Below are 25,028 nucleotides of genomic sequence, written 5' to 3' on the forward strand. Positions count from 1 at the left end.
ACCGAAGTCGAGCATGGCTCGACTCTACAACGGAGGTTTGCATGTCATCTGCATTGAACGTGGTTGCACTGATTGGCTCGCCGACGAGTTCGGCGACGTCGCGGACGCTGCTGCTGGTGCGGCACCTGCTGGACGCACTGCAGGAGCGCCTGCATGCCAGCGTGACTTTGGTGGAGCTGGCGTCGATCGCGCGCTCGCTTGGGCAGTCGCTGACGCGTGGAGAGGTTGAGCCGTTCGTTGAACAGGCGCTGGCCACGGTGGAATCGGCGGATCTGCTGGTCGTGGCCACGCCGGTGTATCGCGGTTCCTACCCGGGGCTGTTCAAGCACCTGGTGGATTTCATCGGGCTGGAGGCGCTGGTGGATACGCCGGTGCTGCTGGCCGCCACCGGTGGCAGCGAACGCCATGCATTGGTGATCGACCACCAGCTGCGACCGTTGTTCAGCTTCCTGCAGGCGCACACGCTGCCGATAGGGGTGTATGCCACGCCGGCGGATTTCGATGGCGCGCAGATCAACAGCGCGGCGCTGCAGGCGCGTATCGCGCTGGCGGCCGAACGTGCCGCTGGGCACCTGACGGTGCAGGCGCTCGCTGCGCCGGCGCCGTTGCGGCGCATCGCGTGAGTAGCGAATGCGCGGCATAACCGGCGGCGCTTTGCTTATGGCCAAGGCGCATCTGCGTGGCCGGATCTGACCGCCGATTGTCGCGCGATGGCGCTGATGCAGCGCCGCCCTTCTCTAGCATCAAAGACGAAGCGGCACTGCGGTGCCGGACCTGATGAGGACGACCCCGTGGCTGAAGACGCAACCCCCAAACCCATCCTGTTCCTGCTGGACCGCGAGTTCGAGGACGGTCAGCTGCCCGGTCAGCGCTTCTTCTGCCGCCACAGTCTGTTGCTGGAAGGCGCACTGTCGAGCATCGACGGTCTGGATACACATCTGGACGTGCGCCGGATCGGCTTTGCCCGGCCGCGCCGCGAGGTGATTGCCGAGATCGGCGAGCAGGACCAGTCGCTGCCCAAGCTGGTGCTGCCGCAGGGCGTGCACAGCGAACACGCCAACGGTGCCCACCACGAGCGCCTGTACGTGTCTGGTGCCGAACCCATCCTGGCTGCCCTGAACGGGTTGCTCGGCATTCCCGTGGCCCACCCCTGAGCGAGGACGCGCGCATGAGCTATCTGATCAGCGTATTGGACAAGAGCCCGGTGGCCGATGGCGGCACGCCCGAGCAGGCGCTGCGCTATAGCCTGCAGCTGGCGCAGCGTGCCGAACAGCTGGGCTACCACCGTTACTGGTTCGCCGAACACCATGCCGCGCCAACCCTGGCCAGCCCGGCGCCGGAAGTGCTGGCGGCGTGGGTGCTGGCGCAGACCCGGCGCATCCGCATCGGCAGCGGTGGGGTGATGCTGCGCCATTACGCTCCCTACAAAGTGGCCGAGAACTTCAATCTGCTGGCGGCGCTGGCGCCGGGCCGCGTGGATCTGGGCGTGGGAAAGGCCCCCGGTGGCCTGCCGGCCTCGACCGCAGCGCTGGCCGCGGGCCGACCGGCCTTCGCCGATTTCACCCAGCAGCTGCGTGATCTGGAAGGTTATCTGTCCGGCACACAGGAAGACGCGCAGGCGCGGCCCGTGCCGCAGAGCGCACCCGAGCGCTTCCTGCTGGGCGCCAGCCCCCAGAGCGCGCGACAGGCGGCCGAGCTCGGTTGGCGCTTCGTCTATGCCGCGCACTTCGATGGCGATCCAGCCCATATCGAGGCGGCCTTCGAGGCCTATCGCGCGGTGTCTGCACATCCGCCGCTGCTGGCCACCGTCGCCTTCGCTGCCCCCACGAGCGAAGCCGCCGCACGCCACATCGGGGCACTGCGCGTCTACAAGTTGCATCTGGGGCCGGGGCAGACAGTGAACCTGCCCAGCCCGGAAGCCGCCGCAGAGTACGCGCGGCAGGTCAAGGTGAGCCACTTCCGCATCGAGGAAACCCGTCCCAGCGTGCTGTCCGGCGATGCCGCGCACGTTCGGGGCGAGCTGGACGCACTGCACCGGCGCTTCGGCGTGGGTGAATTCATCCTGGACGCCCCCGTGGCCGACCTGGATGCCCGCCTGACATCCCTTGAACTGCTGTCGCCCGCGCCGCGCGCGGCGGTGGCCTGACCTGCAGGAGCGACCCCCATGAGCACCACTCCGCGCCACATTCCGTTCGGCATCATGCTGCAGGGCCCCGGCAGCCACATGCATGCCTGGAAGCACCCTTCCAACCCGACAGACGCCAGCGTCAACCTGCAGTTCTACATCGACATCGCGCGCACCGCCGAGGACAACGGCATCGCCTTCGGCTTCGTGGCCGATGGCCTGTACATCAACGAGAAGTCGATCCCACACTTCCTCAACCGCTTCGAGCCGATTTCGCTGCTGTCCGCGCTGGCAACCGTGACGAAGAAGATCGGCCTGGCCGGTACGCTGTCGACCTCCTACAGCGATCCGTTCACCGTCGCCCGCCAGTTCGCCTCGCTGGATCTGCTCAGCGGCGGCCGCGCCGGCTGGAACGTGGTGACCTCGCCATTGGAAGGCTCGGGTCGCAACTACGGCCGCCCGCATCCGGAGCACGCGCTGCGCTACCAGATTGCCGATGAGTACCTGGACGTGGTGCAGGGCCTGTGGGACTCGTGGGATGACGATGCGTTCGTGCGTGAGCGCGACAGCGGCACCTTCTTCGCGCCGGAAAAGTTCCGCCGCCTGGACCACAAGGGGAAGTTCTTCCAGGTCGAAGGCCCGTTGAACATCCAGCGCTCGCCGCAGGGGCAGCCGGTGATCTTCCAGGCTGGTTCGTCCGATGATGGTATCGCGCTGGCGGGCAAGTACGCCGATGCGGTGTTCACCCACTCGCCTTCGCTGGAGGAAACGCGTGCCTTCACCCAGAAGGTGAAGAACTCGGCCATTGCCCACGGCCGCAGCGGCAACGATGTGAAGATCTTCCCCGGCATCGGCCCCATCGTCGGCCACACGGAGGCCGAAGCCGAGGCCAAGTACCAGGCCATTGCCGCACTGGCCAGCCTGGATGATGCGCTGGCTTACCTGGGGCGATTCTTCGATCACCATGATTTCAGCCAGTACGACCCGGATGCGCCGTTCCCCGAGCTGGGTGACATTGGCAGCAACTCGTTCCGCTCCACCACCGACCGCATCAAGCAGGACGCCCGCGAGCAGGGCCTGACCCTGCGCCAGGTGGCGCTGCAGGCGGTGAGCCCGCGCCCGAACTTCATCGGCACGCCGCAGCACGTGGCCGACGAACTGATCCGCTGGTTCGATGCCGGTGCCAGCGACGGCTTCATCCTCGGCTTTGCCGCGCAGCGCGAAGGCCTGGATGATTTCGTGAAGCTGGTGCTGCCGATCCTGCAGGCGCGTGGCTACCACCGGCGCGAGCTGCAGGGGCAGACCCTGCGCGACCATCTGGGCCTGCCGCGCAAGGCCAGCCGCCATGCAACCGACGCCGAACCGGCGCGGAAGGCGGGGTAAGACGATGACGATCCTGCACCGGGCTTTATTGGATGCAACGCGCGCCGGGCATGGCCCGGCGCTACCGGATCGTGGCGGCGACGGGCATGGGCGCGCTCTGGAGCGCACGGACCCGGTAGCGCCGGGCCATGCCCGGCGGAACCCGACGGCAACAGGCGTGCTGCCGCAGATTGCAGCACGCGCCGAAGAGGCCATCGCGCTGCGCCATGACCTGCACCGCCACCCCGAGCTGGCGTTCAAGGAACATCGCACCAGCGCCCGCGTGGCCGAGCTGCTGCAGCAATGGGGCTACGCGGTGACCACCGGCATTGGTGGCACCGGTGTGGTGGGCACGCTGCAGCGCGGGCAGGGCAATCGTCGGCTGGGCCTGCGCGCGGACATCGACGCACTGCCGATCCAGGAGGATTCCGGCCTTGCATATGCCAGCCAGAACGAAGGCCTGATGCACGCTTGCGGCCACGATGGCCACACCGCAATCCTGCTGTCGGCGGCGCACTACCTGGCCCATCATGGGCGCATCGACGGCACCCTGCAGCTGGTGTTCCAGCCGGCCGAAGAGACCGGTTCGGGAGCCCTGAAGATGATCGAGGACGGCCTGCTCGAGCGCTTCCCGGTGGATGCCATCTACGGCCTGCACAACTGGCCGGGCGTGCCGGTGGGGCACTTCGGTTTCGTCGATGGTCCAGCGATGGCGTCGGTGGACTGGGCGCGGCTGAAGGTGCTCGGCAAGGGCGGCCACGGCGCCGAGCCGCAGGGCAGTGTCGATCCGATCCTGGCTGCCGCGCACATCATCACTGCGCTGCAGAGCGTGGTGTCGCGCAATGTGGACCCGCGGCAGATGGGTGTGGTCACCGTGGGGTCGATCCACGGTGGGCAGGCGGCCAACGTGATTCCCGACGTGGTGGAGCTGAAGCTGACCGTGCGCGCCTACCTGCCGGAAGTGCGCGACACCCTGCGCCGTCGGGTAACCGGCATTGCCGAGCAGACCGCCGCTGCCTTCGGCGCGCGTGCCGAGATCGAATTCCCGCGCGGCTTCCCCAGCGTGATCAATCATCCGCAGGAGACCGCCTACATCCGCGAGGTCGCACGGCAGGGCTTTGGTGAGGCGCAGGTGGTCCCGGCGTTCGCGCCGCGTACGGCCAGCGAGGACTTCGCGTTCCTGCTGCAGGCGCGCCCCGGCAGCTTCGTCTTCGTCGGCAACGGCGACAGCGCGCCGCTGCACAGCCCGCGCTACGTGTTCAACGACGCAGCCATCGCCCCGGCAGCCAGCCTGTGGGCGCGCCTGGCCGAGCACTACCTGGTGGAGGACGCGGCATGAGCGTGCAGTTTGACAACGAGCGTTTCCTCTACACCTCGGTGGATGACCCGCTGGCGCGACCGCTGTTCGATGGCCTGGAGCAGGAGTACGACAGCCGCTACGCCGATGTGCGCGGACGCGTCGGTGGCAGCGCACGCGAGGAGCTGCAGCGCTACCCGGCGCAGGCGTTTGCCGCACCGGTGGGGGCTTTCGTGTTGCTGCTGCGCGATGGCGGGGCGATCTCCGGCGGCGCGTTCATGCCGCACCGCGATGCGCACACCGCCGAGTTCAAGCGGATCTGGACGCTGCCCGGCCTTCGCCGCCAGGGCATCGCCCGCCGCGTGCTGCAGGAACTGGAAGACCAGGCCGCACGGCAGGGCTATCGCCGCGTGTTCCTGACCACCGGCTTCCGCCAGCCCGAGGCGGTGGGCCTGTACCTCAGCCATGGCTACACGGCGCTGTTCGACCTGCACGCCGACCCGGAGACGATTGCGCACCTGCCGTTTGAGAAACACCTGCACGCGTCGGCGCCGTTGCCGGCGGCCAGTGCTGCACTGCTGCACGGAGCCCATGCATGAGCACGCCTTCCACCGCGCTGGAGGGCATCGCCGCCCTCCCAGCAACCGCGTCCACACCGGCCTTGAGGATCGTACCGGTGCGGCACCCGCTGCAGACCGTCGGCACGGTGCTGGCGCTGGCCCTGATCCTGATCGGGCTGCAATCGGTTCTGGGCAACCCGCGATGGGGCTGGGGCACGTTCGCCGAGTGGTTCTTCGCGCGCCCGGTGCTGGAAGGACTGGGCCGTACCCTTCTGCTGACCGCGCTGGGCACCGGCCTGGGCTTCGCGCTGGGTACGCTGCTGGCCCTGGCGCGCGTCTCCGGTTCGCCGCTGCTGTCGGCGGTGTCGTGGGGCTACGTGTGGCTGTTCCGCTCGATTCCGTTGCTGGTGCTGTTGCTGCTGCTGAACAACCTTGGCTATCTCTACAGCACCATCGAACTGGGCGTGCCGTTCACCGGCATCAGCCTGTTCTCGTACCCGACCACGCAGCTGATCGGTGTGTTCACTGCGGCGGTACTGGGCCTGACCTTGAACCAGGCGGCGTTCTCGGCCGAGGTCATCCGCGGCGGCATTCTGTCGGTGGACCACGGGCAGTACGAAGCAGCCGCGGCGCTGGGCCTGCCGCGCGGTCGCCAGGTACGCCGGATCATCCTGCCGCAGGCAATGCGTTCGATCCTGCCGGCCGCCTTCAACGATGTGATCGGGCTGGCCAAGAGTACCTCGGTGGTCTATGTGCTGGCACTGCCCGAGCTGTTCTACACCGTGCAGGTGATCTACCGCCGCAACCTGGAAGTGGTGCCGCTGCTGATGGTGGCCACGGTCTGGTACCTGGTCATCCTCACCGTGCTGTCGCTGCTGCAGCGGCGGGTGGAGCAGCGTTTCGCACGGGGCCAGATGCAGCGCGAACGCAGCATCTCGCGTGTGTCTTCACCGGTCAGGCCCGTGGTGCGGAGCGAGGCGCGCGTGGCCAGCCGCCCGCGTGTCGCGGCCCAGGTCGAGCCCGGGCAGGGTGCTGCAGTCGGACTGCATGGTGTCGGAAAGGTGTTTGGCGAGCAGACCGTGCTGGAGGATGTGAACCTGGAACTGCGCGCCGGCAGCGTGACCGTGCTGATCGGTCCTTCGGGCGCAGGCAAGTCGACCCTGCTGCGGTTGATCAACCATCTGGAGCGCGCCGACAGCGGCTATGTGAACGTGGGCGGACAGCTGATCGGCTACCGCCGCGACGGTGACACGCTGCATGAGCTGCCCGAGCGCGAGATCCGCCGCCGTCGTGCCGAGGTCGGCATGGTGTTCCAGGGCTTCAACCTCTTCCCGCACCTGACCGCGCTGGAGAACATCATCGAGGCGCCGATCGCGGTGCGTGGCCTGCCGCGTGTGCAGGCCGAGCAGCAGGCGCGCGACCTGCTGCAGCGTGTCGGCCTGGCCGACAAGGCCGATGCCTTCCCGCGGCAGCTCTCCGGTGGCCAGCAGCAGCGCATCGCCATTGCCCGTGCACTGGCGCTGCAGCCGAAGGTGCTGCTGTTTGACGAGCCGACCTCGGCGCTGGACCCGGAACTGGTGGCCGAAGTACTGAGCGTGATCGAGGAGCTGGCCAGCTCCGGCACGACCCTGGTGATCGTCACCCACGAACTGAGCTTCGCCCGCCGCGTGGCCGACACCGTGGTGATGATGGACCAGGGGCGGGTGATCGAGCAGGGCAGCCCCGAGGCGCTGTTCGAGCGGCCGCGGCAGCAACGTACAGCTGATTTCCTGGCCAAGACTCTGTAACCCGAGGACTTCCATGAGCCCTGCAGCATCGCGCCGTCCCTCGCGCAGCACTCTGTTGATCGGCGCCGCGCTGGTCATCGGCATCGCCGGCATCGTTTACTCGCGCGTGCGCGGGCCCGCAGATGCGCCTGCCGCCAGTGTGACCCTGGCCGGCGCCGATGCGCCTGCACTGACCGGCACGACTGACCCGAAAGCGCAGGCCCTGATTCCGGCGGGCTATCGTTTCGTGACCCCCGGTGTGCTGACCGTGGCAACCCATCCGGCGCAGCTGCCGCTGGCCGACTACGGTGCCGACAGCAAGCAGGTGGTGGGGGTCGAGCCGGACATCGCCAAGCTGATTGCCGATGGCCTGGGGCTGAAGCTGGTGCTGGTGCCGGTGGCATGGCCGGACTGGCCGCTGGGGCTGGAATCCGGCAAGTACGATGCGGTGCTGTCCAATGTGACGGTGACCGAGGAGCGCAAGAAGAAGTTCGACTTCTCCAGCTACCGGTTCGACCTGCTGGGCATCTACACCCGCACCGACGGGCCGATCCAGAAGATAGAGAAGCCCGCGGACGTGGCCGGGCTGAAGGTGGTGGTGGGCGCCAGTACCAACCAGGACCAGATCCTGCGGCACTGGGACCAGCAGAACATCGCCGCGGGCCTGAAGCCGGTAGAGTACCAGTACTTCGACGATGCCGTGGTGGGGCGGCTGGCGGTGATCACCGGTCGTGCCGATGTGTCGTTCGAGCCGAATGCCACGGGCGCCTATTCGGCGCGCGATGGCAAAGTGCGCCGGGTGGGCCTGTTCCCCGGCGGCTGGCCGGATGCCGCGGCGATCTCGGCGACCACGCGCAAGGGTAGCGGTCTGGCCGATGCCATCACCGCAGCGTTGAACACGCAGATCCGCACCGGCACTTATGCGCAGGCGCTGGCGCGCTGGAACCTGGCCGAAGAGGCCGTCCCGGAGTCGCAGACCAATCCGCCGGGCTTGCCGGATCTGTGACTACGCTTTGGTAGCCGTCGACCTTGGTCGACGAAACGCGCCAACCAAGGTTGGCCTCTACCAGAGCGAATGGAGCGCCAACCAAGGTTGGCCTCTACCAGAGCGAACGGAGCGCCAACCAAGGTTGGCCTCTACCAGAGCGAACGGAGCGCCAACCAAGGTTGGCCTCTACAGGGCTGCCAAGCGCTCGCGCAGCCATCGATGCGCGGGATCGCGGTGCACGCGCTCGTGCCAGAACAGCATCATCTCGAATCCCGGCACGTTGATCGGTGCCTCCACCGCCTTCAACGCAGGGTCAGCCTCCACAAAGCGTGAAGGCATCATCGCGACCAGGTCGGTGCGTAGCAGGGCACTGCGCAGGAACAGGAAGTGCGGCACCGACAGCACGACCTCGCGGCGTGCACCTACATGCGCCAACGCGCTGTCCGTGTTGCCGTGGAAGCCTCCGCCATCGGGGGACACGATCGCGTGCTGCAACGCGCAGAACTGCTTCAGCGTCGGTCGCCGCTTCAATTTCGGATGGTCGCGCCGGCCGGCCAGTACATAGCGTTCCTGGAACAGCGGACGCTGATGCAGTGACGGCGGCGCTTCAGAAGCGATGTGGATGGCAAGGTCGATCTCACCACGCTCGGCCTGCGCCACCATCTGCGCCGGCGCAAGGCTGACCACCGCCAAGCGTGTGCCCGGCGCGGCATCGCGGATGCCTGGGAGTGCCGGTAGCACAACGGTGGATTCGCCGAAGTCCGACGCCATGATCCGCCAGGTCTGTTGGGCACTGGCCGGATCGAATGACTGCACGGGCGCGACGGTGCGCCGGATCGCATCCAGTGCTTCAGCCAGCGGCTCGCGCAGCGCCTCGGCGCGGGCCGTGCAGCGCATGCCGCGTGAACCCGGTAGCAGCAGCGGATCATCAAACAGGCCGCGCAGCCGCGCCAGCTGGATGCTGACCGTGGGTTGGGCCAGATGCAGGCGTTCGGCCGCACGGGTCACGTTCTGTTCTTCCAGCAGCGCCTGCAGGGTCACCAGCAGGTTGAGGTCGATGCGACGCAGGATATTGTCCATGGCAATGAGTGCAATTGCAGGAATTCATTTCAACTATAGCGCGATACTGCCTATCGTCACCGGCATTCCCCACTGTGGTGCTCCATGAACGTTCTGCTTGTCTACGCCCATCCCGAACCCACCTCGCTCAACGGCACGCTGAAGGACTTCGCCGTGCAGCGCCTGCAGGCGGCGGGCCATGCCGTGCAGGTGTCAGACCTGTATGCCATGCGCTGGAAGGCGCCGATCGATGGCGATGACCACCCGGGGCGCGATCCGCAACGCCCTTTCCATGCCTCTCTGGATTCGCGCGAGGCCTATGCCAATGGCCGGCAGAGTGACGACATCGCCGCCGAACAGGAAAAGCTGCGCTGGGCCGACACGGTCATCCTGCAGTTTCCATTGTGGTGGTTCTCGATGCCGGCCATCCTCAAGGGCTGGGTCGACCGGGTCTATGCCTATGGCTTCGCCTATGGCGTGGGTGAGCATTCGGACCGCCACTGGGGCGACCGCTATGGCGAGGGCGCGATGGCCGGCAAGCGCGCGATGCTGGTGGTGACGACCGGTGGCTGGGAGTCGCACTACGCCGCCCGCGGCATCAACGGTCCAATCGATGATCTGCTGTTCCCGATCCAGCACGGAATCCTGTTCTATCCAGGTTTCGATGTGCTGCCGCCCCACGTGATCTACCGCAGCAGCAAGGTGGGCGAGCAGAACGTGGCGGACGTGCTGGAAGGTCTGGGCAGGCGATTGGATGGCCTGGCCGTTGACGCGGTGATTCCATACCGCCGGCAGAACGCAGGGGATTACCTGATTCCCTCGCTGGAGCTGCGGCCGGGTCTGGCCGAGGGGGCCAAGGGACTTGGCATTCACCAGCGAGGGTGAATGGCTGTGGGTGCTCTGGTAGCCGTCGACCTTGGTCGACGGAGGGCGCCAACCAAGGTTGGCCGCTACCTAGGTTCAGCGTGAGGGTTCCCACCATCGCGTACCCGCCACAGGCGCCTGCATGTCCAGCGCCTGGCCCATCATCGGCGTGGCCACGGGCACGTTCTTCGCCGCCGCCAGCGCGGTAATCCGCTCGAACGGTTGCTGCCAGGCGTGCAGGGCCAGGTCGAAGGTGCCGTTGTGGATCGGCAGCAGCCATTTGCCGCGCAGGTCCAGGTGCGCCTGCAGGGTCTGTTCGGGCTGCATGTGCACGAAGGCCCAGCGCTTGTCGTAGGCGCCGGTCTCGATCATGGTCAGGTCGAACGGGCCGTACTTCTCGCCGATGGCCTTGAAGCCGTCGAAATAGCCGGTGTCGCCGCTGAAGAAGATGCGGAAGTCGCCGTCCTGGATCACCCACGAGGCCCACAGGCTGCGATCGCTGTCACCCAGGCCGCGGCCGGAGAAGTGCTGGCCCGGGGTGGCGGTCAGGCGCAGGCCATTGGCCTCGGTCGACTGCCACCAGTCCAGCTGCTCGACCTTGGCAGCATCCACGCCCCAGGCAATCAACTGGTCGCCCACGCCCAGCGGCGCGATGAAGCGCGCGGTCTTGCCGGCCAGCTGCATCACCGCGGCATGGTCCAGATGGTCGTAATGGTTGTGCGAGAGGATCACGCCCGCGATTGGCGGCAGGTCTTCAATGCTGATGGGTGGTGCGTGGAAGCGTGCCGGGCCCATCCACTGCACCGGCGAGGCACGCTCGGAGAAGACCGGATCGGTCAGCCAGTACTGGCCGCGCAGCTTCAGCAGGATCGTGGAGTGGCCAAGCCGGAACAGGGTGCGATCCGGTGCGGCGTCCAGCGTGGCACGGTCCAGCGCCTGCACCGGAATCGGCTGCGTGGGCACGGTGCCATTGGGCTTGTTGAACATGAAGGCCCACCAGATCTCCAGACCATCACGCAGGCCCGTGGCGGGCTTTGGTAAAACATTGCGGAACTTGCCATTGCGGAATTGAGGCGAGTCCGGGAAGCGGGGCAGGGACCACGACTTGCAGAAGGTGTAGGCGGTCACGGCAAGGGTTCCGATCAGGAGGATGAGGAGCAGGCGCTTCATCGGGGACGTCCGCTGGGTACACTGCACAGTGTAGTTTCCGACTTCTGAAAAGTATACTGGTCGGTGTAAAATCTGTGCATCTGTTCAGTTACCAGGCCCCCGCCATGTCCCGTGCTCTGCAACGCCTGACCGACCGCAAACGCGAAGCCATCGTGCGCGCGGCGGTGGAGGAGTTCCGCAGCGCCGGCTTCGAGGCGACCAGCATGGACCGCATCGCGGCGGCGGCCGGCGTGTCCAAGCGCACGGTCTACAACCATTTCCCCAGCAAGGAAGCGCTGTTCGGCCACATTCTGGAAGAGCTGTGGGAAAGCAGCATGGCCGCCGTCGTGCTGCCGTACCGCGCCGACCAGCCGCTGGACGTGCAGCTGCTGCAGCTGATCGGGCAGAAACTTGACCTGCTGGGCGATGCCAACTTCATCGATCTGGCCCGCGTGGCGATGGCCGAGATCATCCATTCGCCCGAGCGTGCGCAGGCGATTGTCTGCCGCATGGGTGAAAAGGAAGGCGGCGTGAGCGCATGGATCCGCGCCGCCATCGCCGATGGACGCCTGCGCGAGGTCGATCCGGAATTCGCCGACCACCAGCTGCAGGGCCTGGTGAAGGGCTTCGCGTTCTGGCCGCAAGTCACCATGGGCCAGCCGCCGCTGGGCCCGGTCGAACGGCGCAAGGTCGCCGAATCGGCGGTGGCCATGTTCCTGGGGTTCTACGCACGCTGAGCTGCGCCTGCGACTGCGACATATCAGCGCATCGCTGTCCACTGACGCAATGTTGTGACGTGATCGCCACCGAGCCGACTTGGCCATCTGCGACACTGCGTCAGGATTCCACGGCAAGACCGCCCCATGTCCTTTGCGTCGGCGCAGCAGATCAACGAAGTACTGCAGCAGTCCTACGGCATCACCGCCACCGCGGTGGTCCCGCGCGTGGTGGGCGCCGACGCCAACGCGAGCGTGTTCCGCATCGATGCGCGCGGCAGCCAGTGGTGGTTGAAGTGCCGCAGCTACCAGGTGGCGCCGCAGGTGTGGGACGGCCTGCACTGGCTGCGCGGTACGCTGGGCATCGAGGAGATCGTGGCACCGTGGCCGGCCATGACCGGTGGTGCGTCGGTGCAGCGCTGGGGTCTGCAGTTCACCCTGTTTCCCTATATCGAAGGACAGTCCGGTTTCGAGGCACCGCTGAGTGCGATGCAATGGCGGCGTCTCGGTGAAGTGCTGCATCGCCTGCACACCGCGCGGTTGCCGCAGGCGCTGGCCGAAGGGTTGCCGCGGCAGTCGCTGTCCTGCGAGGCACTGGATACGGTAGGGCACTGGCTGCAGGAACCAGCGACCTTGCCGGCCGCGCAGGATCGATGGGGGCGTGCCTTCCACGCGGTGTGGGCGCGGCAGCGCGTGCGCATCGCCGCGCTGCACCAGCGTGCGCTGGCGCTGCGGCAGGCGCTGGCGGAGCGGGAGCCGCTGCTGCATCCCTGCCATACCGATCTGCACGCGGGGAACCTGTTGATGGGTCACGACGGGGCGCTGCACCTGATCGACTGGGATGGGCTGTCATTGGCGCCGCGCGAACGCGACCTGATGTTCGTCGGGGCAGCGGTGGGTGGTCGTTGGGGGCGCGAGCGTCCGCAGGGGTTTGCCGATGGGTATGGCGATGACCTGGGCGATGCGCAGTGGATCGCGTGGTATCGGCATGCGCGCATCCTGCAGGATCTGGTGGCGTTCCAGCAGATGCTGATGGGGGGCGATGGCGATTACAGGCCACCGCAGCAGCGTCGGCAGGCGCTGCATCACCTGGGGGAGTTGTTCGCGCCTGGGAATGTGTTCTGTGCGGCGGAGCGGGCTTACAGCGCGATGTAGGGCTTCGGCAGGGCTGCGCCCGGCACCTGATCAATGCAACGGCAACGTCAACGTCAACGTCAACTTCAACTTCAAAAGCGGGCCTTCCGTGGGATGGCGGGGTGGGTCCGGTTGAGGGAGACGCCGTAAACACGTCCATGTAGGCTTGGTCGCGGCTTGCTCGTGTGCGCTGTCCTGCGCACACGGCAAGACCGGGGTTGGGCGTCCTGCCCAACCCGCCCGAGGCATGCCTCGGGCCCATGCCGCTCACACACCCCGCCTTCGACAGACCTCCGCGATCTGTCAGAACGGCATTCTGCTTTGGTGGGTGCCGACCGTTGGTCGGCACGGAGGAATTCATTCGATATCTGATGGAAAAATCGTGTCGACCAAGGTCGACACCTACCAACCGCCTGTCGCAGTAGAGCCACGCCATGCGTGGATGAATTCATTCGATATCTGACAGATGTGCCGACCAACGGTCGACACCCACCACCAGCAGTTCCCAACAGCCGCCATCCCACGGAATGCCGCTCTTGCTCTTGAGGTTGCCGGCCAGCGGCCGGCACTTCCGGCAGGTGCAGGGCTGCAAGCCCTGCCGAACAACCTTTATTCCGCCGGCTTCGCGGCCGCCGTCGCTGCCACGCTCGCGGCGCGCCGCGCCAGCACTGCCTCGCGATGCGCGATATACGCATTCGCCGCCAGGATGATGCCGGCACCGATCAGCGTCCAACGGTCCACGCTTTCATCAAACAACAGCCAGCCACACAGCGTCACCAGCGGCAGCTGCAGGAAACTGATCGGGGTCAGGGCCGATACCTCGCCCAAGCGCAAAGCGCGCGTCCACAGCAGCTGGCCGACCGTACCCATCACGCCCGTCACCACCAGCCACACCCACGCAACGCCCGTGGGCCAGACCCACACGAACACGGCCGGCACCAGCGACAGCGGCACCCAGAACACGTAGGTGTAGAGCACCACGGTGTCGGCGCTGTCCACACGGGTCAGCTGCTTGATCTGGATGGCCACCAGCGAACTGAGCAGGGCCGCGGCCACGGCGATCAGGCTGCCGGCGGAAAAGCCCGCCGTGCCCGGCCGCACGATCACCAGCACGCCGATGAAACCCACCACCACCGCCGCCCAGCGCCGCACGCGCACGGTTTCACCCAGCCACAGCACCGCGGCGATGGTCACGAACAACGGTGTGGAATAGGACAGCGACACCGCCTGCGCCAGGGGCAGGTGGCCCAGCGCCCAGAACGCGCACAGCATCGAGCCCAGGCCGATCGCGCTGCGCACGAAATAGCGCGGCAGCTGCTGGGTCTTCAGCGGCGCACGGCCCGGGCGCAGCAGCATCGGCAACAGTGCCAGCAGGCCGAACGCGTTGCGGAAGAACGCGACTTCCTGGGTCGGCACGTGGCGCGTCGCATAGCGGATGGCGATGGCCATCAGGCCAAACGCCATCGTGCTGGCGAGCATCAGCAGCGCCGCCCGCGCCGGGGTGGCGAGCGCGGGCCGTGCCGTGGCGTTCACCACTGGGCGCCGAGCAGGCGCGGCTCCGGTTCGATCGGTACGCCGAATTTCTCCAGCACCGAGGCGGAGATGCGCCGCGCCAGGTCCAGCAATTCGGCGCCGGTGGCGTTGCCGTGATTGACCAGTACCATGGCATGGCTGGGGGCCACGCCGGCGTCGCCTTCGCGGAAACCCTTCCAGCCGCAGGATTCGATCATCCAGGCCGCCGAGACCTTGCGCTGGTCATCGCGCTCGGCCGGGAACACTGGCAGTTCGGGGAAGTGCTGCAGCAGCACGTCCACCTGTTCCAGCGGCAGCACCGGGTTCTTGAAGAAGCTGCCAGCGTTGCCCAGCACGTCCGGGTCGGGCAGCTTGCGACGGCGGATGGTGATGACCGCATTGGCCACGTCCACCGCGCTGGGCAGTTCCACGCCCTGTGCCTGCAGTTCCTCGCGGATGCCGGCGTAGTCCATGCGCAGGGCGTGCAGCAGCGGCAGTCTCAGTTCGATGGCGGTGATCAGGTAGCGGTCGGGCTGCCGCTTGAACACGCTTTCGCGGTATCCGAAGCCACACTGTTCGTTGTCCATGCGCACCCAGGCCTGCTCCTGGCAGTCCCAGGCTTCGACGGTCTGAATGAACTCGCCCACCTGCGCGCCATAGGCACCGATGTTCTGGATCGGCGCCGCACCGGCGGTGCCGGGAATCAGCGCGAGGTTTTCCAGGCCGGACAGGCCTTCCTGCAGCGAAAACATCACCAGGCCGTGCCAGGACACGCCGGCGCCGGCGCGGATCACCGCGTGGTCGGCACGGTGTTCGAGGAAGCTGATGTCGCGGTTGCCGAACACCAGCACGGTGCCCGGCAGGTCATCGGCGATGAGCACGTTGCTGCCGCTGCCCAGCACCAGCAGCGGGCCATTGGCCACGCTGGGCAGGGCCAGCACCTCCGGCAGCAGGGCAGGGTCGTGCAGTTCCAGCAGCTGCGCCGCGTTGGCGCGCACGTGGAAAGTGTTCAGCGCCTGCAGCGGGGCGTTTTCGGTAAGGGTCCAGCGCAGCGGTGCGGCGGAAGTGTCGTGGCCGTTCATGGGCGCGCTCACAGCGGCGCCACCGCACCACGGCTGGGCGCTTCGCGGCGGCGACGGATCGCCTCCACGCACTCGGCCACCAGCGACGGGCCACGGTAGATCAGGCCGCTGTAGCACTGTACCAGGGCGGCACCGGCGGCCATCTTGGCCACCGCGTCGGCGCCGGAGAGGATGCCGCCCACGCCCACCAGCGGCACCGATTCGGGCAGGCGCGCGCGCAGGCGACGCAGCACCAGGGTCGACTGGTCCAGCACCGGCGCACCGGACAGGCCGCCGGCCTCGCTGGCCAGCGGATCGCCAGCGATGCGGCTGCGATCAATGGTGGTGTTGGTGGCGATCACGCCGTCCACCTCCAGTTCCGCCAGCACGCGGGCGGCAGCATCGATGTCGCGCTCGCTCAGGTCAGGCGCCACCTTCACCAGCATCGGCACGCGGCGACCGTGCTGCGCGGCCAGGGTTTCCTGGCGGTCACGCAGCTGGCTGACCAGCTGGCGCAGCGCGGTCTCTTCCTGCAGCTCGCGAAGGCCGGCGGTGTTGGGCGAGGAGATGTTGACGGTGATGTAATCGGCCAGCGCATACACCTTGTCCAGGCAGGTGATGTAGTCATCCACCGCCTGCTCGTTGGGGGTGTCCTTGTTCTTGCCGATGTTGATGCCGAGCAGGCCGCGGCGGTTGCGCGCGCGCTCGACGTTGCGCACCAGCGCATCGACACCGGCATTGTTGAAGCCCATGCGGTTGATGATGGCCTGGTGCGCCGGCAGCCGGAACAGGCGCGGCTTCGGGTTCCCGTCCTGCGGGCGCGGGGTGATGGTGCCGATCTCGACGAAGCCGAAGCCCAGCGCGAACAAGGCATCGATGTGCTCGCCGTTCTTGTCCAGGCCGGCGGCCAGGCCGACCGGATTGGGGAAGGTCAGCCCGAACACGGTGCTCGGCATCGGCGCGATGCGTGCGGCCAGCAGCGGCGTGGTGCCAGTGCGGTAGGCCGTGTCCAGTGCGGACAGGCCGAGGCCGTGGGCGCGCTCGGCGTCGAGCGAGAACAGGAAGGGGCGGGCAAGCGAATACATGCGTCGGTTCAGTCCAGCGTGCCGAGGAAGGCTCGGGTTCGATATTCAAAGGCGACCTGTCCATCCACCGCATGGGCGCTGAACAGGTCCTGCAGCGCAGCCAGCATCGGCGCATGGCGCGGGTGCCCGGGCTGCGGTGCGTAGGAAGAAGACAGCAGGCGCCCGCGCAGGGCGTCGAAGTCCAGGTGCTGCACGTTGGGCAGCTCGATCATGCCGCGCAGGCCGGGGCCGAACCAGGCCTGCATGGTGGCATCGTCCTGGTAGCGCTCGGCCACCGCGGTGTAATCGGTGCCGTAGTCCAGCAGCAGCTGCTCGTAGCCGACCAGGAACGGGCTGGCATCGAGCAGGCGCGAATTCCAGTAGATCAGGGCCAGTCCGCCCGGGTGCAGGAAGCGCTGCCATTCGGCACGCACTGCTACGGTGTCGAACCAGTGGAAGGCCTGCGCGGCGCTGACCAGATCGACGCTTGCATCGGCCAGCCCGGTCGCCTCGGCGCGGCCATCGACGGCGCGGAACAGTGGAAACTGCGGTGCCAGCCACTGCTCGGCGGCTGCGCGCATGGGTGCATTGGGCTCCACCGCCACCAGCGGATGGCCGGCGGCCAGGAACTGGCGGCTTGAAATGCCGGTGCCCGCACCGATGTCGGCGACGAGCGCCGAGGTGGGCACGGCCATCGACCCGTGCAGCCAGTCCATCAGGGCAGCGGGATAGTCCGGGCGGTAGCGCACGTAATCGGCGACCCGGCTGCTGAAGCGTTCAGTGCTGTCCGACGCGCTCATGGCGGTCAGTTCGACAGCGTGGCCAGCCAGGCCAGACCGCCGAAGAACAGGACGATGACCAGCAGGCCCAGGCCCAGCATGATCACGTTCAACCAGCCCAGGATGAGGCCGGTCAGGGCCAGTCCGTCGCCTTCCAGCTCGGCGGGGCGGCGGCGGATCTCGCTGCGGGCCATGTGCCCGGTGATGATGGCCACGATGCTGGCCACGAAGGGCAGCACGGTCCAGCTGGCGATGCCCAGCACCAGGCTGAGGACGGCCAGGCCGCTTGTCTGTCGGGGTGCCACGCTCATGGGGATCCTCCTTGGCAGTGCACACATGATAGTGCCTGCGGGCCAGCAAGCCCATGGGCGAGACGGCAGCGGTAGCGCCGGGCCATGCCCGGCGAGCGCGGCGCGCGACCCGGGTTCAGCCCATCAACACCTGGCCACCATCCACGTTGAGCACGTGGCCGGTGATCCAGCGCGCCAGCGGCGAGCACAGGAACAGCGCGGCGTCGGCGATCTCGCGCGGGTGGCCGAAGCGGCCGAACGGTATCTTCGCCAGGGTGCCGTGGTAAAGCTCGGGATCTTCCACGCGGCGTCGGGCCCACAGGCCATCGGCAAACTCGATCGAGCCCGGCGCGATGGCATTGACCCGGATGCGGTCCGCCGCCAATGCCAGCGCCTGCGAGGTGGTGTAGTGCGAGAGTGCGGCCTTGGCCGCCGCATACGGCGCGCCACCGGGGCGGGGCTGCTGGGCGGCGATCGAGGACAGGTTGAGGATGCAGGCGTCATCCGAGGCCCGCAGCCAGGGCAGCGCCAGGCGGGAGGCACGCACGGCGGCCATCAGGTCGATCTGCAGGCTGGCGGCCCAGCCGTCCTCGTCGTCGGCCATGCCGTAGCCGGTGGCGTTGTTGACCAGTACGTCGATGCCGCCAAGCGCATCGGCGGCGGCCTGCAGCCAGCCGCCGATCTGCTCGATCTCGGCCAGATCGGCCGCGGCAACATGGAGGGGCGTGCCCTGTGCCTCGGCATCGGCCTGAAGTGCCTGCAGCCCGGGCAGGCCGCGGGCGCAGACCGAGACCCGTGCGCCGGCGCCGGCGAATGCCAGCGCCAGTTCACGGCCGATGCCCTTGCTGCCGCCGGCGATCAGTACGCGGCGGCCGCTGAAGTCGAGGGTCGGCTTCATACCTTGTGGAGCCGAGCCATGCTCGGCTGCACTTCCTGCAGTGTTCATGGCCCGTCCTGCCGAGCATGGCTCGGCACTACAAAACAGCGTTACAGGTCGAACTTGATGCCCTGGGCCAGCGGCAGCGAATCCGAATAGTTGATGGTGTTGGTCTGGCGGCGCATGTAGACCTTCCATGCATCCGAACCCGACTCGCGACCACCGCCGGTGTCCTTCTCGCCACCGAAAGCGCCACCGATCTCCGCACCGGACGTGCCGATGTTGATGTTGGCGATGCCGCAGTCGCTGCCGGCGGCCGAAAGGAACTTCTCGGCGGTCTTCAGGTTCTGGGTGAAGATCGAGGACGACAGGCCCTGCGGCACGCCGTTCTGCATGTCGATGGCTTCATCGAGGCTGTCGTACGGCATGACGTACAGGATCGGCGCGAAGGTTTCGTGCTGGACCACCGCGTCGCTGTTCTTCAGGCCCGACACAATGGCCGGCAGCACGAAGTTGCCTGCACGATCGATGCGGGTGCCGCCGGTTTCGATGGTGCCGCCGGCGGCCTTGGCCTGGGCGATGGCATCGAGGAACTGCTGCACGGCGCCGTCACTGTTCAGCGGGCCCATCAGGTTGGCGGCATCGGTCGGGTCGCCAATCTTGCCTTCCACCTGCTTGTAGGCCTTGACCAGGGTGGCCAGCACGTCGGCGTAAATGGAGCGGTGCACGATCAGGCGGCGGGTGGTGGTGCAGCGCTGGCCGGCGGTACCGACCGCGCCAAACACGATGCCCGGCACAGCCAGCTTCAGGTCGGCGGTCTCGTCCAGGATGATCGCGTTGTTGCCACCCAGCTCCAGAAGGCAGCGGCCGAGGCGGCGAGCGACCTTCTCGTTGACCGTGCGGCCGACCTGGGTCGAGCCAGTGAAGCTGATCAGCGGCACGCGACGGTCTTCCACCAGCGCTTCCGACAGGGCGGTGCCTGCATCGTTGACCAGGAAGAAGATGTCCGGGAAACCGGCTTCGCGCAGCGCGTCGTTGCAGATGCGCATGGAGGCGATGGCGGTCAGCGGGGTTTTGTTGGACGGCTTCCAGATGCAGATGTCACCGCAGATGGCGGCCAGGAAGGCATTCCAGCTCCACACCGCGACCGGGAAATTGAAAGCCGAGATGATGCCGACCAGGCCCAGCGGGTGGTACTGCTCGTACATGCGGTGGCCGGGGCGCTCCGAATGCATGGTGTAGCCGTACAGCATGCGACTCTGGCCCACGGCGAAATCGGCGATGTCGATCATCTCCTGCACTTCGCCGTCGCCTTCGGGCTTGCTCTTGCCCATTTCCAGCGCGACCAGCGAGCCCAGGGCGTCCTTGTGCTTGCGCAGTGCTTCGCCACACAGGCGCACGGCTTCGCCGCGGCGCGGGGCCGGCGTGGTGCGCCAAGTCTTGAAGGCTTCCTGGGCACGGGCGACGACGGTTTCGTACTCGGCCTCGGTGGTCGCGCGGACCTGCGCGATCGGCTCGCCGGTGGTCGGGTTGACCGGGGTGATCAGCTCACCGGCGGTGGCGCTCGACCATTCCCCGTTGCCCAGGTAGGTGCCAGCGTTGATCGCGTCCAGACCAAGGGACTTGAGCAGCTCGGAAGACATGCAGACTCCTGTGTTTCGTTACGTAGTTGTTGCCGCCACGGGCAGGTGGGGGATGCGGCGGACTGAACCGGCGATGGTAGCAGAGGGATGTGGCGGGGCTTGGTGCAGTGCGGGGTGGGGCGCCAAAGGCTTGACGGGCCTGCGTCACGATTTTAGCCCGGGCCAGTTGATCCAAAGTGATATAAATCATGGGCCTGCGTCTCGCTTGATGTCCAGGTGCGGCACATAAGCCCCAGCCGGCTGCTATCTTTTGTGACGGACTTCAGACACAATCACGCAGTACTCAATAGAACCGCAACGAAATGCAGGCGCCGGCTGGGGAGACCGGGGCCGCTTTGGATCTCGCCCGGATCTGCGGAACGTTCATAGGAGTTGTCTCGTGCTACATGGATCCGTAGAAGGGCTCGCCAGCCACCCCAGTCGGTCACGCAGGCGCGTCGAAGCGCGGGCCGCCCTCGAGCTGGCGCTTCGCCTCGGCGACCTGATCGTCGTACCAATTTCGGCCATCCTCTCCCACGTTCTCTTCTATGGCTCGGCAGCGCCGGACCCGTCGCAGCGCGTAGTGTTTGGTGCCTTGCTGCTGAGCGCGATGGTCTGCTTCATGATCGGGCCGGTTTACCGCGCGTGGCGTGGCCGCGGCCTTGTGGTGGATCTGTGGATACTGCTGCTGGCGTGGTCGTGCAGCTTCGGGTTGTTCTCCTTCTATGCTGTCCTGGTCGATATGGCCGGGGCCGTTCCGACGCGCTGGCTGCTGACCTGGTATGTGTCAGGCCTGATCGGCATGGTCGGCGTTCGCGTATTGTTGCGGGTGCAACTGCATCGCCTGCGCGCCCGCGGCCTGGATCGCGAGCGCGTGCTGCTGGTCGGCCTGCGCTCGTCGGGGTTGAAGCTGCATCGTCTGCTGCGCGGCAAGCCTGAGCTGGGCAAGGAAGTGGTCGGCTACTTTTCCGCTAAGGGCGATCTTGCTGTTCGCCGCGGCGGTGATGCGCCCCGTTGCCTAGGGGTGCTGGCCGACCTGCCGCGCTACATGGACCAGCATCGTGGCGAATTCGATCAGCTCTGGGTGTCGATGACCCCAGGTGATGCCGGTGACATGAAGGCCATGCTTAAGCAGATCGAACGCTACCCGGTGCCGGTGCGGCTGATTCCGGACACTACAGGTTGGGGTACGCTGAATCCGGGTGTGCACCAGGTCGGCAACGTGCCGATGATCGGTGTGCGCCAAGGCTTGGCGGACCACAATTTCCGGCTGGCCAAACGCGTGGAAGACATCCTGGTGGCGGGTCTGGCGCTGATCGTGCTGGCCCCGGTGTTCGCCGTGTTGGCCATTGGCGTCAAGCTGAGCTCGCCTGGCCCGGTGTTGTTCCGCCAGCGCCGCCATGGCCTGGGGGGCAAGGAGTTCTCGATGCTGAAGTTCCGCTCCATGCGGGTTCATGCGGAAGGTTCTTCGGACAAGATCACCCAGGCCACCCGGAACGATCCGCGCGTGACCCGCTTTGGTGCCTTCCTGCGCCGCAGCAGCCTGGACGAGTTGCCGCAGTTCTTCAACGTGCTGGGCGGCAGCATGTCGGTGGTAGGGCCGCGGCCGCATGCCGTGCAGCACAACAATCACTACGAGCGCCTGATCGATCGCTACATGCACCGCCACTACGTCAAGCCGGGCATCACCGGTTGGGCACAGGTGCACGGATTGCGGGGCGAGACCCCCGAGCTGCGCTCGATGAAGAAGCGCGTGCAGTACGACATCGATTACATCCGCCGCTGGAGCCCAACATTGGATGTGCGCATCATCGTGATGACGGCATTCAAGGTGCTGGGGCAAAAGTCGGCGTATTGAGGCTCTGTTGAGCGGGGAACTGCGACGTAATGCCATGAATTTGCTGGCCATTTCATCGCGCGTAACGTCATCGTAAGGTATCCTGTCTGGCTGCTGCCGACCCAATTCGGGGCCGCGGCGCTGCATGGATTGCCACAGGGTTGAAGTCAGTGTTCAAGAACGTTCTATTCGTATGTGTCGGCAACATCTGCCGCAGCCCGTCGGCTGAGGTCATGCTCAGGCAGGCTGTTGCTGGCAAGGGCATCCAGATTTCCTCCGCAGGGCTGGGGGCGCTGGTCGGCCATGGCATTGATGCCACGGCACAGGAATTGCTGGTGGAGCAGGGCATGGATGGTCTGGCGCACCGCGCCCGGCAGATCGATGACGCCATCCTGGGGGCGGCCGACCTGGTGCTGACCATGGAGCGCAAGCATGTGCGCCGCATTGCCGAAATCGCGCCACAGGCCTCGGGCAAGACGTTCCTGCTGGGTAAGTGGCAGCAGGAGCGGGAGATTCCTGATCCGTACCGACAGCAGAGGCCGGCATTCGAGCATGTCTACAAGCTCATGGCCGAAGGTGTGGGGAGTTGGGCGCGTCACCTTTGACTGCAGCCCCTCAGAAGCATCTCGCAGACCAGCAAACTGAATAACTGAACAGATAAAGATGAAGACCAATCCCCGCATCAACTTGGAAGACGGAAGCGACGAGCTCGATTTGCGGCAGCTTCTAGGCACGCTCCTTGATAATCGTTGGTGGATTCTCGCGAGTACGCTTGCTTGCTTTGCGATCGCGGCAGGTTACGCATTGTTTGCGGCTCCAATCTATCGCGCGGACGCGGTGGTGCAGGTGGAGTCGAAGATGCCTTCGATTCCAGGCCTGACCGATGTGAGCAAGTCGTTGGGATTGGGTTCGGGAGCCGGAGAGGCAACGACTGAAATCGCCCTGATAAAGTCCCGTGCGGTTGTTGGAAGTGCGGTTGATGCCCTAAATCTGGATGTTGAGATCTCGCCGAAACGGTTCCCTGTGGTCGGAGGATTCTTTGCCCGGCGTGCCGAGGCAGTGGATCCGGAAGCCCTTTCCGCGCCGGTGCTTGGCATCAGTCGCTATGGTTGGGGTGGAGACGAGCTGAAGATTCATCGCCTCGATGTTCCGCGCTCCTTGACGGAGGAGACCCTGACTTTGGTGGCTGGCGAAAATGGTGTGTTTTCGCTGCAAGGTCCGGGCGGCGAGAAGATCCTGGATGGACGTGCTGGTCAGCTGATCAAGGCGAGGGGGGTGACCTTGGAGGTTGCCGAGTTGCGCGCCAATCCGGGAATGCGATTCGCGGTGGTGAAGCGCCGCCAGTTGGCCGTCATCAACGACTTGCAGGACAAGATTGGTATCGCAGAGATCGGCAAGGACTCCGGGATTCTGGGGTTGTTCTATGAGAACAAGGATCCTGCTGCAGCAGAGGCATTCCTGCGCCAGATCGCCTTGGCCTACGTCCGCCAGAATGTTGAACGAAACTCCGCAGAAGCTTCGGCTCAGCTCAGCTTTGTAAAGGAGCAGCTCCCGGGCATTCGTCTTCAGGTAGAGGCCTCGCAGAAGGCGCTTAGTGAATTCCAGATGCGTGAGAATTCCGTAGACCTTTCACTGCAGACAAAGGGTCTGCTCGATCAAGGCGTTGCCGTCGAAACCAGCATTCAGCAGCTTCGCCTGCAGCAGGCTGAGATGGATAGAAAGTTCACTCGCGATCATCCGGCCTATCAAGCATTGATGCGTCAGATCGGCGAGCTGGAGGCCCGTAAAAATGGCTTCCAGGGTGAAGTGAAGCAGCTGCCCAAGGCCCAGCAGGAGTTGTTGCGTCTGACTCGTGATCTGGCAGTTGCGAATGAAATGTACACCGTAATGCTCAGTCAGGCGCAGCAGTTGGATGTCGCACGGGCAGGTACCGTCGGCAATGTGCGCGTAGTCGATGAAGCGCGGGTTGATGACAGTACTCCAGTGAAGCCGAAGAAGAGTGTCATCGTTCTGATTGGCGCATTTGCCGGCTTCCTGCTCGCGGTGCTCGCAATTCTGCTCCGACAGATGATCAATCGCGGCATCGAAGATCCTGCGTTGATTGAGGAGCTTGGCATTCCGGTCTACGCGTCGATTCCGGCCAGCGAAAGCCAGGCAAAGGATTCCGTGCGCGGCAAATTCCGTCAAGATGGCAACCTCCATCTGCTCGCGGTGAAGGATCCGGCCGACCTCGCCATTGAAGCATTGCGAAGCTTGCGTACCAGTCTTCACTTCGCGCGCTTGGAGGCTAAGAACAATATCGTCCTGATCTCTGGTGCCAGCCCGAATGCAGGTAAAACCTTCGTATCCACGAACCTTGCAACAGTCATTGCGCAGTCAGGGCAGCGTGTTCTGATCATCGACGCAGACATGCGCAAAGGAACAATGCACCGTGCCTTTGGCGTTGCTCAGACTCCTGGCCTGTCGGAGGCTATCGCAGGGACTGTTCAGGTGAATGATGTCATCCGCTCATTCGGTCCTGTCGATGGGTTGGACTTCATTGCGCGCGGCGAAGTGCCTCCGAATCCCTCCGAGCTGCTCATGCATCCGAACATGACTCGACTGCTGGAGGAGGTCTCCTCTCGCTATGACCTTGTGATCGTGGACACGCCGCCAATCCTAGCTGTAACTGACGCCGCCATTCTTGCTGCGCAAGCCGGGACTTCCCTTCTGGTAGCAAGGTTTGGCCTGAATCAGCAGAAGGAAATAGCACTCGCACGAAAGCGCTTCGAGCAGAACGGTGCGGTCATCCGTGGCGCGATCTTCAATGCGGTCCAGAAGCGTTCGACTGGCTACTACAGTTACGGATACTACGAGTACAAGTCGACCGAGTAAGGCGCTTCGCACCAGCGTGGGCAGAGTCTCCTGCATCTGGCCTGTAGCAACGGTGCAGGCCGGCGAATCCAGGCACCATTCGAATAGACCTT

The 25,028-nt window shown here is 65.9% G+C and carries 23 protein-coding genes; 14 read left to right on the forward strand and 9 right to left on the reverse strand.

From position 1 onward, the window contains the following. Positions 1-41 precede the first annotated feature (41 nt). The 8 genes from msuE (at position 42) to FJU31_RS08555 (ending at position 8,116) form a co-directional block, all read left to right on the forward strand. Positions 42-623, forward strand: a complete 582-nt coding sequence (gene msuE / locus FJU31_RS08520) for an FMN reductase (RefSeq protein WP_150454355.1) — start codon at positions 42-44, stop codon at positions 621-623. A gap of 168 nt (positions 624-791) precedes the next feature. Continuing rightward, positions 792-1,154 carry a DUF3088 family protein gene (locus tag FJU31_RS08525; protein ID WP_150454356.1) on the forward strand — a complete coding sequence of 121 codons (363 nt, stop codon included), beginning with the start codon at positions 792-794 and terminating at the stop codon, positions 1,152-1,154. Positions 1,155-1,168: 14 nt separating this feature from the next. Further along, complete coding sequence (locus FJU31_RS08530; RefSeq protein ID WP_150454357.1) at positions 1,169-2,146, forward strand: MsnO8 family LLM class oxidoreductase; 978 nt, start codon at positions 1,169-1,171, stop codon at positions 2,144-2,146. An 18-nt stretch (positions 2,147-2,164) separates the two neighbouring features. After that, the gene (locus FJU31_RS08535) at positions 2,165-3,508 is read left to right on the forward strand and encodes an LLM class flavin-dependent oxidoreductase (RefSeq protein WP_150454358.1); all 1,344 of its coding nucleotides are present in this window, start codon (positions 2,165-2,167) and stop codon (positions 3,506-3,508) included. A 160-nt stretch (positions 3,509-3,668) separates the two neighbouring features. Continuing rightward, a complete protein-coding gene (locus FJU31_RS08540; protein ID WP_342788347.1) occupies positions 3,669-4,826 on the forward strand; it encodes a M20 aminoacylase family protein in 1,158 nt (385 codons plus the stop codon). Further along, entirely contained in the window at positions 4,823-5,383 is a 561-nt protein-coding gene (locus FJU31_RS08545; RefSeq protein WP_150454360.1) for a GNAT family N-acetyltransferase, read from the forward strand. The genes FJU31_RS08540 and FJU31_RS08545 overlap by 4 nt, the downstream gene beginning before the upstream one ends. After that, positions 5,380-7,131, forward strand: a complete 1,752-nt coding sequence (locus FJU31_RS19555; RefSeq protein WP_150454361.1) for an amino acid ABC transporter permease/ATP-binding protein — start codon at positions 5,380-5,382, stop codon at positions 7,129-7,131. The genes FJU31_RS08545 and FJU31_RS19555 overlap by 4 nt, the downstream gene beginning before the upstream one ends. Before the next feature lie 13 nt (positions 7,132-7,144). Next, complete coding sequence (locus FJU31_RS08555; RefSeq protein WP_150454362.1) at positions 7,145-8,116, forward strand: ABC transporter substrate-binding protein; 972 nt, start codon at positions 7,145-7,147, stop codon at positions 8,114-8,116. 168 nt (positions 8,117-8,284) lie between these two features. Here FJU31_RS08555 and FJU31_RS08560 read toward each other — a convergent pair whose 3' ends face one another. Further along, on the reverse strand, positions 8,285-9,178 hold the full coding sequence (locus FJU31_RS08560) for a LysR substrate-binding domain-containing protein (RefSeq protein ID WP_150454363.1): 894 nt from the start codon (positions 9,176-9,178) through the stop codon (positions 8,285-8,287). Between the two features lie 84 nt (positions 9,179-9,262). On the opposite strand from FJU31_RS08560, the gene FJU31_RS08565 reads away from it, so the two are divergent. Next, positions 9,263-10,042 (forward strand): NAD(P)H-dependent oxidoreductase, encoded by a 780-nt coding sequence (locus tag FJU31_RS08565; protein WP_150454364.1) that lies wholly within the window; start codon positions 9,263-9,265, stop codon positions 10,040-10,042. 75 nt (positions 10,043-10,117) lie between these two features. On the opposite strand, the gene FJU31_RS08570 is transcribed toward FJU31_RS08565, so the two are convergent. Beyond that, complete coding sequence (locus FJU31_RS08570) at positions 10,118-11,191, reverse strand: MBL fold metallo-hydrolase (protein WP_150454365.1); 1,074 nt, start codon at positions 11,189-11,191, stop codon at positions 10,118-10,120. Between the two features lie 104 nt (positions 11,192-11,295). On the opposite strand from FJU31_RS08570, the gene FJU31_RS08575 reads away from it, so the two are divergent. Continuing rightward, on the forward strand, positions 11,296-11,907 hold the full coding sequence (locus FJU31_RS08575; protein WP_150454366.1) for a TetR/AcrR family transcriptional regulator: 612 nt from the start codon (positions 11,296-11,298) through the stop codon (positions 11,905-11,907). A 126-nt stretch (positions 11,908-12,033) separates the two neighbouring features. After that, positions 12,034-13,041 (forward strand): aminoglycoside phosphotransferase family protein, encoded by a 1,008-nt coding sequence (locus FJU31_RS08580; RefSeq protein ID WP_150454367.1) that lies wholly within the window; start codon positions 12,034-12,036, stop codon positions 13,039-13,041. A 588-nt stretch (positions 13,042-13,629) separates the two neighbouring features. Here FJU31_RS08580 and FJU31_RS08585 read toward each other — a convergent pair. The 7 genes from FJU31_RS08585 to amaB all read right to left on the reverse strand — a co-directional run bounded on the left by FJU31_RS08585 (position 13,630) and on the right by amaB (position 20,246). Further along, positions 13,630-14,499 carry a DMT family transporter gene (locus FJU31_RS08585; RefSeq protein ID WP_150454428.1) on the reverse strand — a complete coding sequence of 290 codons (870 nt, stop codon included), beginning with the start codon at positions 14,497-14,499 and terminating at the stop codon, positions 13,630-13,632. A 50-nt stretch (positions 14,500-14,549) separates the two neighbouring features. Further along, the gene (gene murB, locus FJU31_RS08590) at positions 14,550-15,614 is read right to left on the reverse strand and encodes a UDP-N-acetylmuramate dehydrogenase (protein ID WP_150454368.1); all 1,065 of its coding nucleotides are present in this window, start codon (positions 15,612-15,614) and stop codon (positions 14,550-14,552) included. A gap of 8 nt (positions 15,615-15,622) precedes the next feature. Then, a complete protein-coding gene (locus FJU31_RS08595; protein ID WP_150454369.1) occupies positions 15,623-16,678 on the reverse strand; it encodes a quinone-dependent dihydroorotate dehydrogenase in 1,056 nt (351 codons plus the stop codon). 8 nt (positions 16,679-16,686) lie between these two features. Continuing rightward, the gene (locus tag FJU31_RS08600) at positions 16,687-17,457 is read right to left on the reverse strand and encodes a class I SAM-dependent methyltransferase (protein ID WP_150454370.1); all 771 of its coding nucleotides are present in this window, start codon (positions 17,455-17,457) and stop codon (positions 16,687-16,689) included. A 5-nt stretch (positions 17,458-17,462) separates the two neighbouring features. Continuing rightward, on the reverse strand, positions 17,463-17,747 hold the full coding sequence (locus tag FJU31_RS08605; protein WP_150454371.1) for a DUF4190 domain-containing protein: 285 nt from the start codon (positions 17,745-17,747) through the stop codon (positions 17,463-17,465). Positions 17,748-17,862: 115 nt separating this feature from the next. Next, entirely contained in the window at positions 17,863-18,672 is an 810-nt protein-coding gene (locus FJU31_RS08610; protein WP_150454372.1) for an SDR family NAD(P)-dependent oxidoreductase, read from the reverse strand. Between the two features lie 41 nt (positions 18,673-18,713). After that, on the reverse strand, positions 18,714-20,246 hold the full coding sequence (amaB, locus tag FJU31_RS08615; protein ID WP_150454373.1) for an L-piperidine-6-carboxylate dehydrogenase: 1,533 nt from the start codon (positions 20,244-20,246) through the stop codon (positions 18,714-18,716). A gap of 379 nt (positions 20,247-20,625) precedes the next feature. Between amaB and FJU31_RS08620 the strand changes: the two genes are divergently transcribed. The 3 genes from FJU31_RS08620 (at position 20,626) to FJU31_RS08630 (ending at position 24,936) form a co-directional block, all read left to right on the forward strand. Then, entirely contained in the window at positions 20,626-22,083 is a 1,458-nt protein-coding gene (locus FJU31_RS08620) for an undecaprenyl-phosphate glucose phosphotransferase (protein ID WP_150454374.1), read from the forward strand. 149 nt (positions 22,084-22,232) lie between these two features. Further along, the gene (locus FJU31_RS08625) at positions 22,233-22,667 is read left to right on the forward strand and encodes a low molecular weight protein-tyrosine-phosphatase (RefSeq protein ID WP_150454375.1); all 435 of its coding nucleotides are present in this window, start codon (positions 22,233-22,235) and stop codon (positions 22,665-22,667) included. A 58-nt stretch (positions 22,668-22,725) separates the two neighbouring features. Continuing rightward, positions 22,726-24,936, forward strand: a complete 2,211-nt coding sequence (locus FJU31_RS08630; protein ID WP_150454376.1) for a polysaccharide biosynthesis tyrosine autokinase — start codon at positions 22,726-22,728, stop codon at positions 24,934-24,936. The last annotated feature ends 92 nt before the right edge of the window (positions 24,937-25,028 follow it).

Origin of the sequence: Stenotrophomonas cyclobalanopsidis (assembly GCF_008710035.1) — a bacterium.
Lineage (GTDB): Bacteria > Pseudomonadota > Gammaproteobacteria > Xanthomonadales > Xanthomonadaceae > Stenotrophomonas > Stenotrophomonas cyclobalanopsidis.

What these genes read in the sequence shown, in the direction of transcription:
- msuE (WP_150454355.1), top strand. Translation starts at nt 42, where the DNA reads ATGTCATCTGCATTGAACGTGGTTGCACTGATTGGCTCGCCGACGAGT.
- FJU31_RS08530 (WP_150454357.1), top strand. Translation starts at nt 1,169, where the DNA reads ATGAGCTATCTGATCAGCGTATTGGACAAGAGCCCGGTGGCCGATGGC.
- FJU31_RS08535 (WP_150454358.1), top strand. Translation starts at nt 2,165, where the DNA reads ATGAGCACCACTCCGCGCCACATTCCGTTCGGCATCATGCTGCAGGGC.
- FJU31_RS08545 (WP_150454360.1), top strand. Translation starts at nt 4,823, where the DNA reads ATGAGCGTGCAGTTTGACAACGAGCGTTTCCTCTACACCTCGGTGGAT.
- FJU31_RS19555 (WP_150454361.1), top strand. Translation starts at nt 5,380, where the DNA reads ATGAGCACGCCTTCCACCGCGCTGGAGGGCATCGCCGCCCTCCCAGCA.
- FJU31_RS08555 (WP_150454362.1), top strand. Translation starts at nt 7,145, where the DNA reads ATGAGCCCTGCAGCATCGCGCCGTCCCTCGCGCAGCACTCTGTTGATC.
- FJU31_RS08560 (WP_150454363.1), bottom strand. Translation starts at nt 9,178, where the DNA reads ATGGACAATATCCTGCGTCGCATCGACCTCAACCTGCTGGTGACCCTG.
- FJU31_RS08565 (WP_150454364.1), top strand. Translation starts at nt 9,263, where the DNA reads ATGAACGTTCTGCTTGTCTACGCCCATCCCGAACCCACCTCGCTCAAC.
- FJU31_RS08570 (WP_150454365.1), bottom strand. Translation starts at nt 11,191, where the DNA reads ATGAAGCGCCTGCTCCTCATCCTCCTGATCGGAACCCTTGCCGTGACC.
- FJU31_RS08575 (WP_150454366.1), top strand. Translation starts at nt 11,296, where the DNA reads ATGTCCCGTGCTCTGCAACGCCTGACCGACCGCAAACGCGAAGCCATC.
- FJU31_RS08580 (WP_150454367.1), top strand. Translation starts at nt 12,034, where the DNA reads ATGTCCTTTGCGTCGGCGCAGCAGATCAACGAAGTACTGCAGCAGTCC.
- FJU31_RS08585 (WP_150454428.1), bottom strand. Translation starts at nt 14,499, where the DNA reads ATGCTCGCCAGCACGATGGCGTTTGGCCTGATGGCCATCGCCATCCGC.
- murB (WP_150454368.1), bottom strand. Translation starts at nt 15,614, where the DNA reads ATGAACGGCCACGACACTTCCGCCGCACCGCTGCGCTGGACCCTTACC.
- FJU31_RS08595 (WP_150454369.1), bottom strand. Translation starts at nt 16,678, where the DNA reads ATGTATTCGCTTGCCCGCCCCTTCCTGTTCTCGCTCGACGCCGAGCGC.
- FJU31_RS08600 (WP_150454370.1), bottom strand. Translation starts at nt 17,457, where the DNA reads ATGAGCGCGTCGGACAGCACTGAACGCTTCAGCAGCCGGGTCGCCGAT.
- FJU31_RS08605 (WP_150454371.1), bottom strand. Translation starts at nt 17,747, where the DNA reads ATGAGCGTGGCACCCCGACAGACAAGCGGCCTGGCCGTCCTCAGCCTG.
- FJU31_RS08610 (WP_150454372.1), bottom strand. Translation starts at nt 18,672, where the DNA reads ATGAACACTGCAGGAAGTGCAGCCGAGCATGGCTCGGCTCCACAAGGT.
- amaB (WP_150454373.1), bottom strand. Translation starts at nt 20,246, where the DNA reads ATGTCTTCCGAGCTGCTCAAGTCCCTTGGTCTGGACGCGATCAACGCT.
- FJU31_RS08630 (WP_150454376.1), top strand. Translation starts at nt 22,726, where the DNA reads ATGAAGACCAATCCCCGCATCAACTTGGAAGACGGAAGCGACGAGCTC.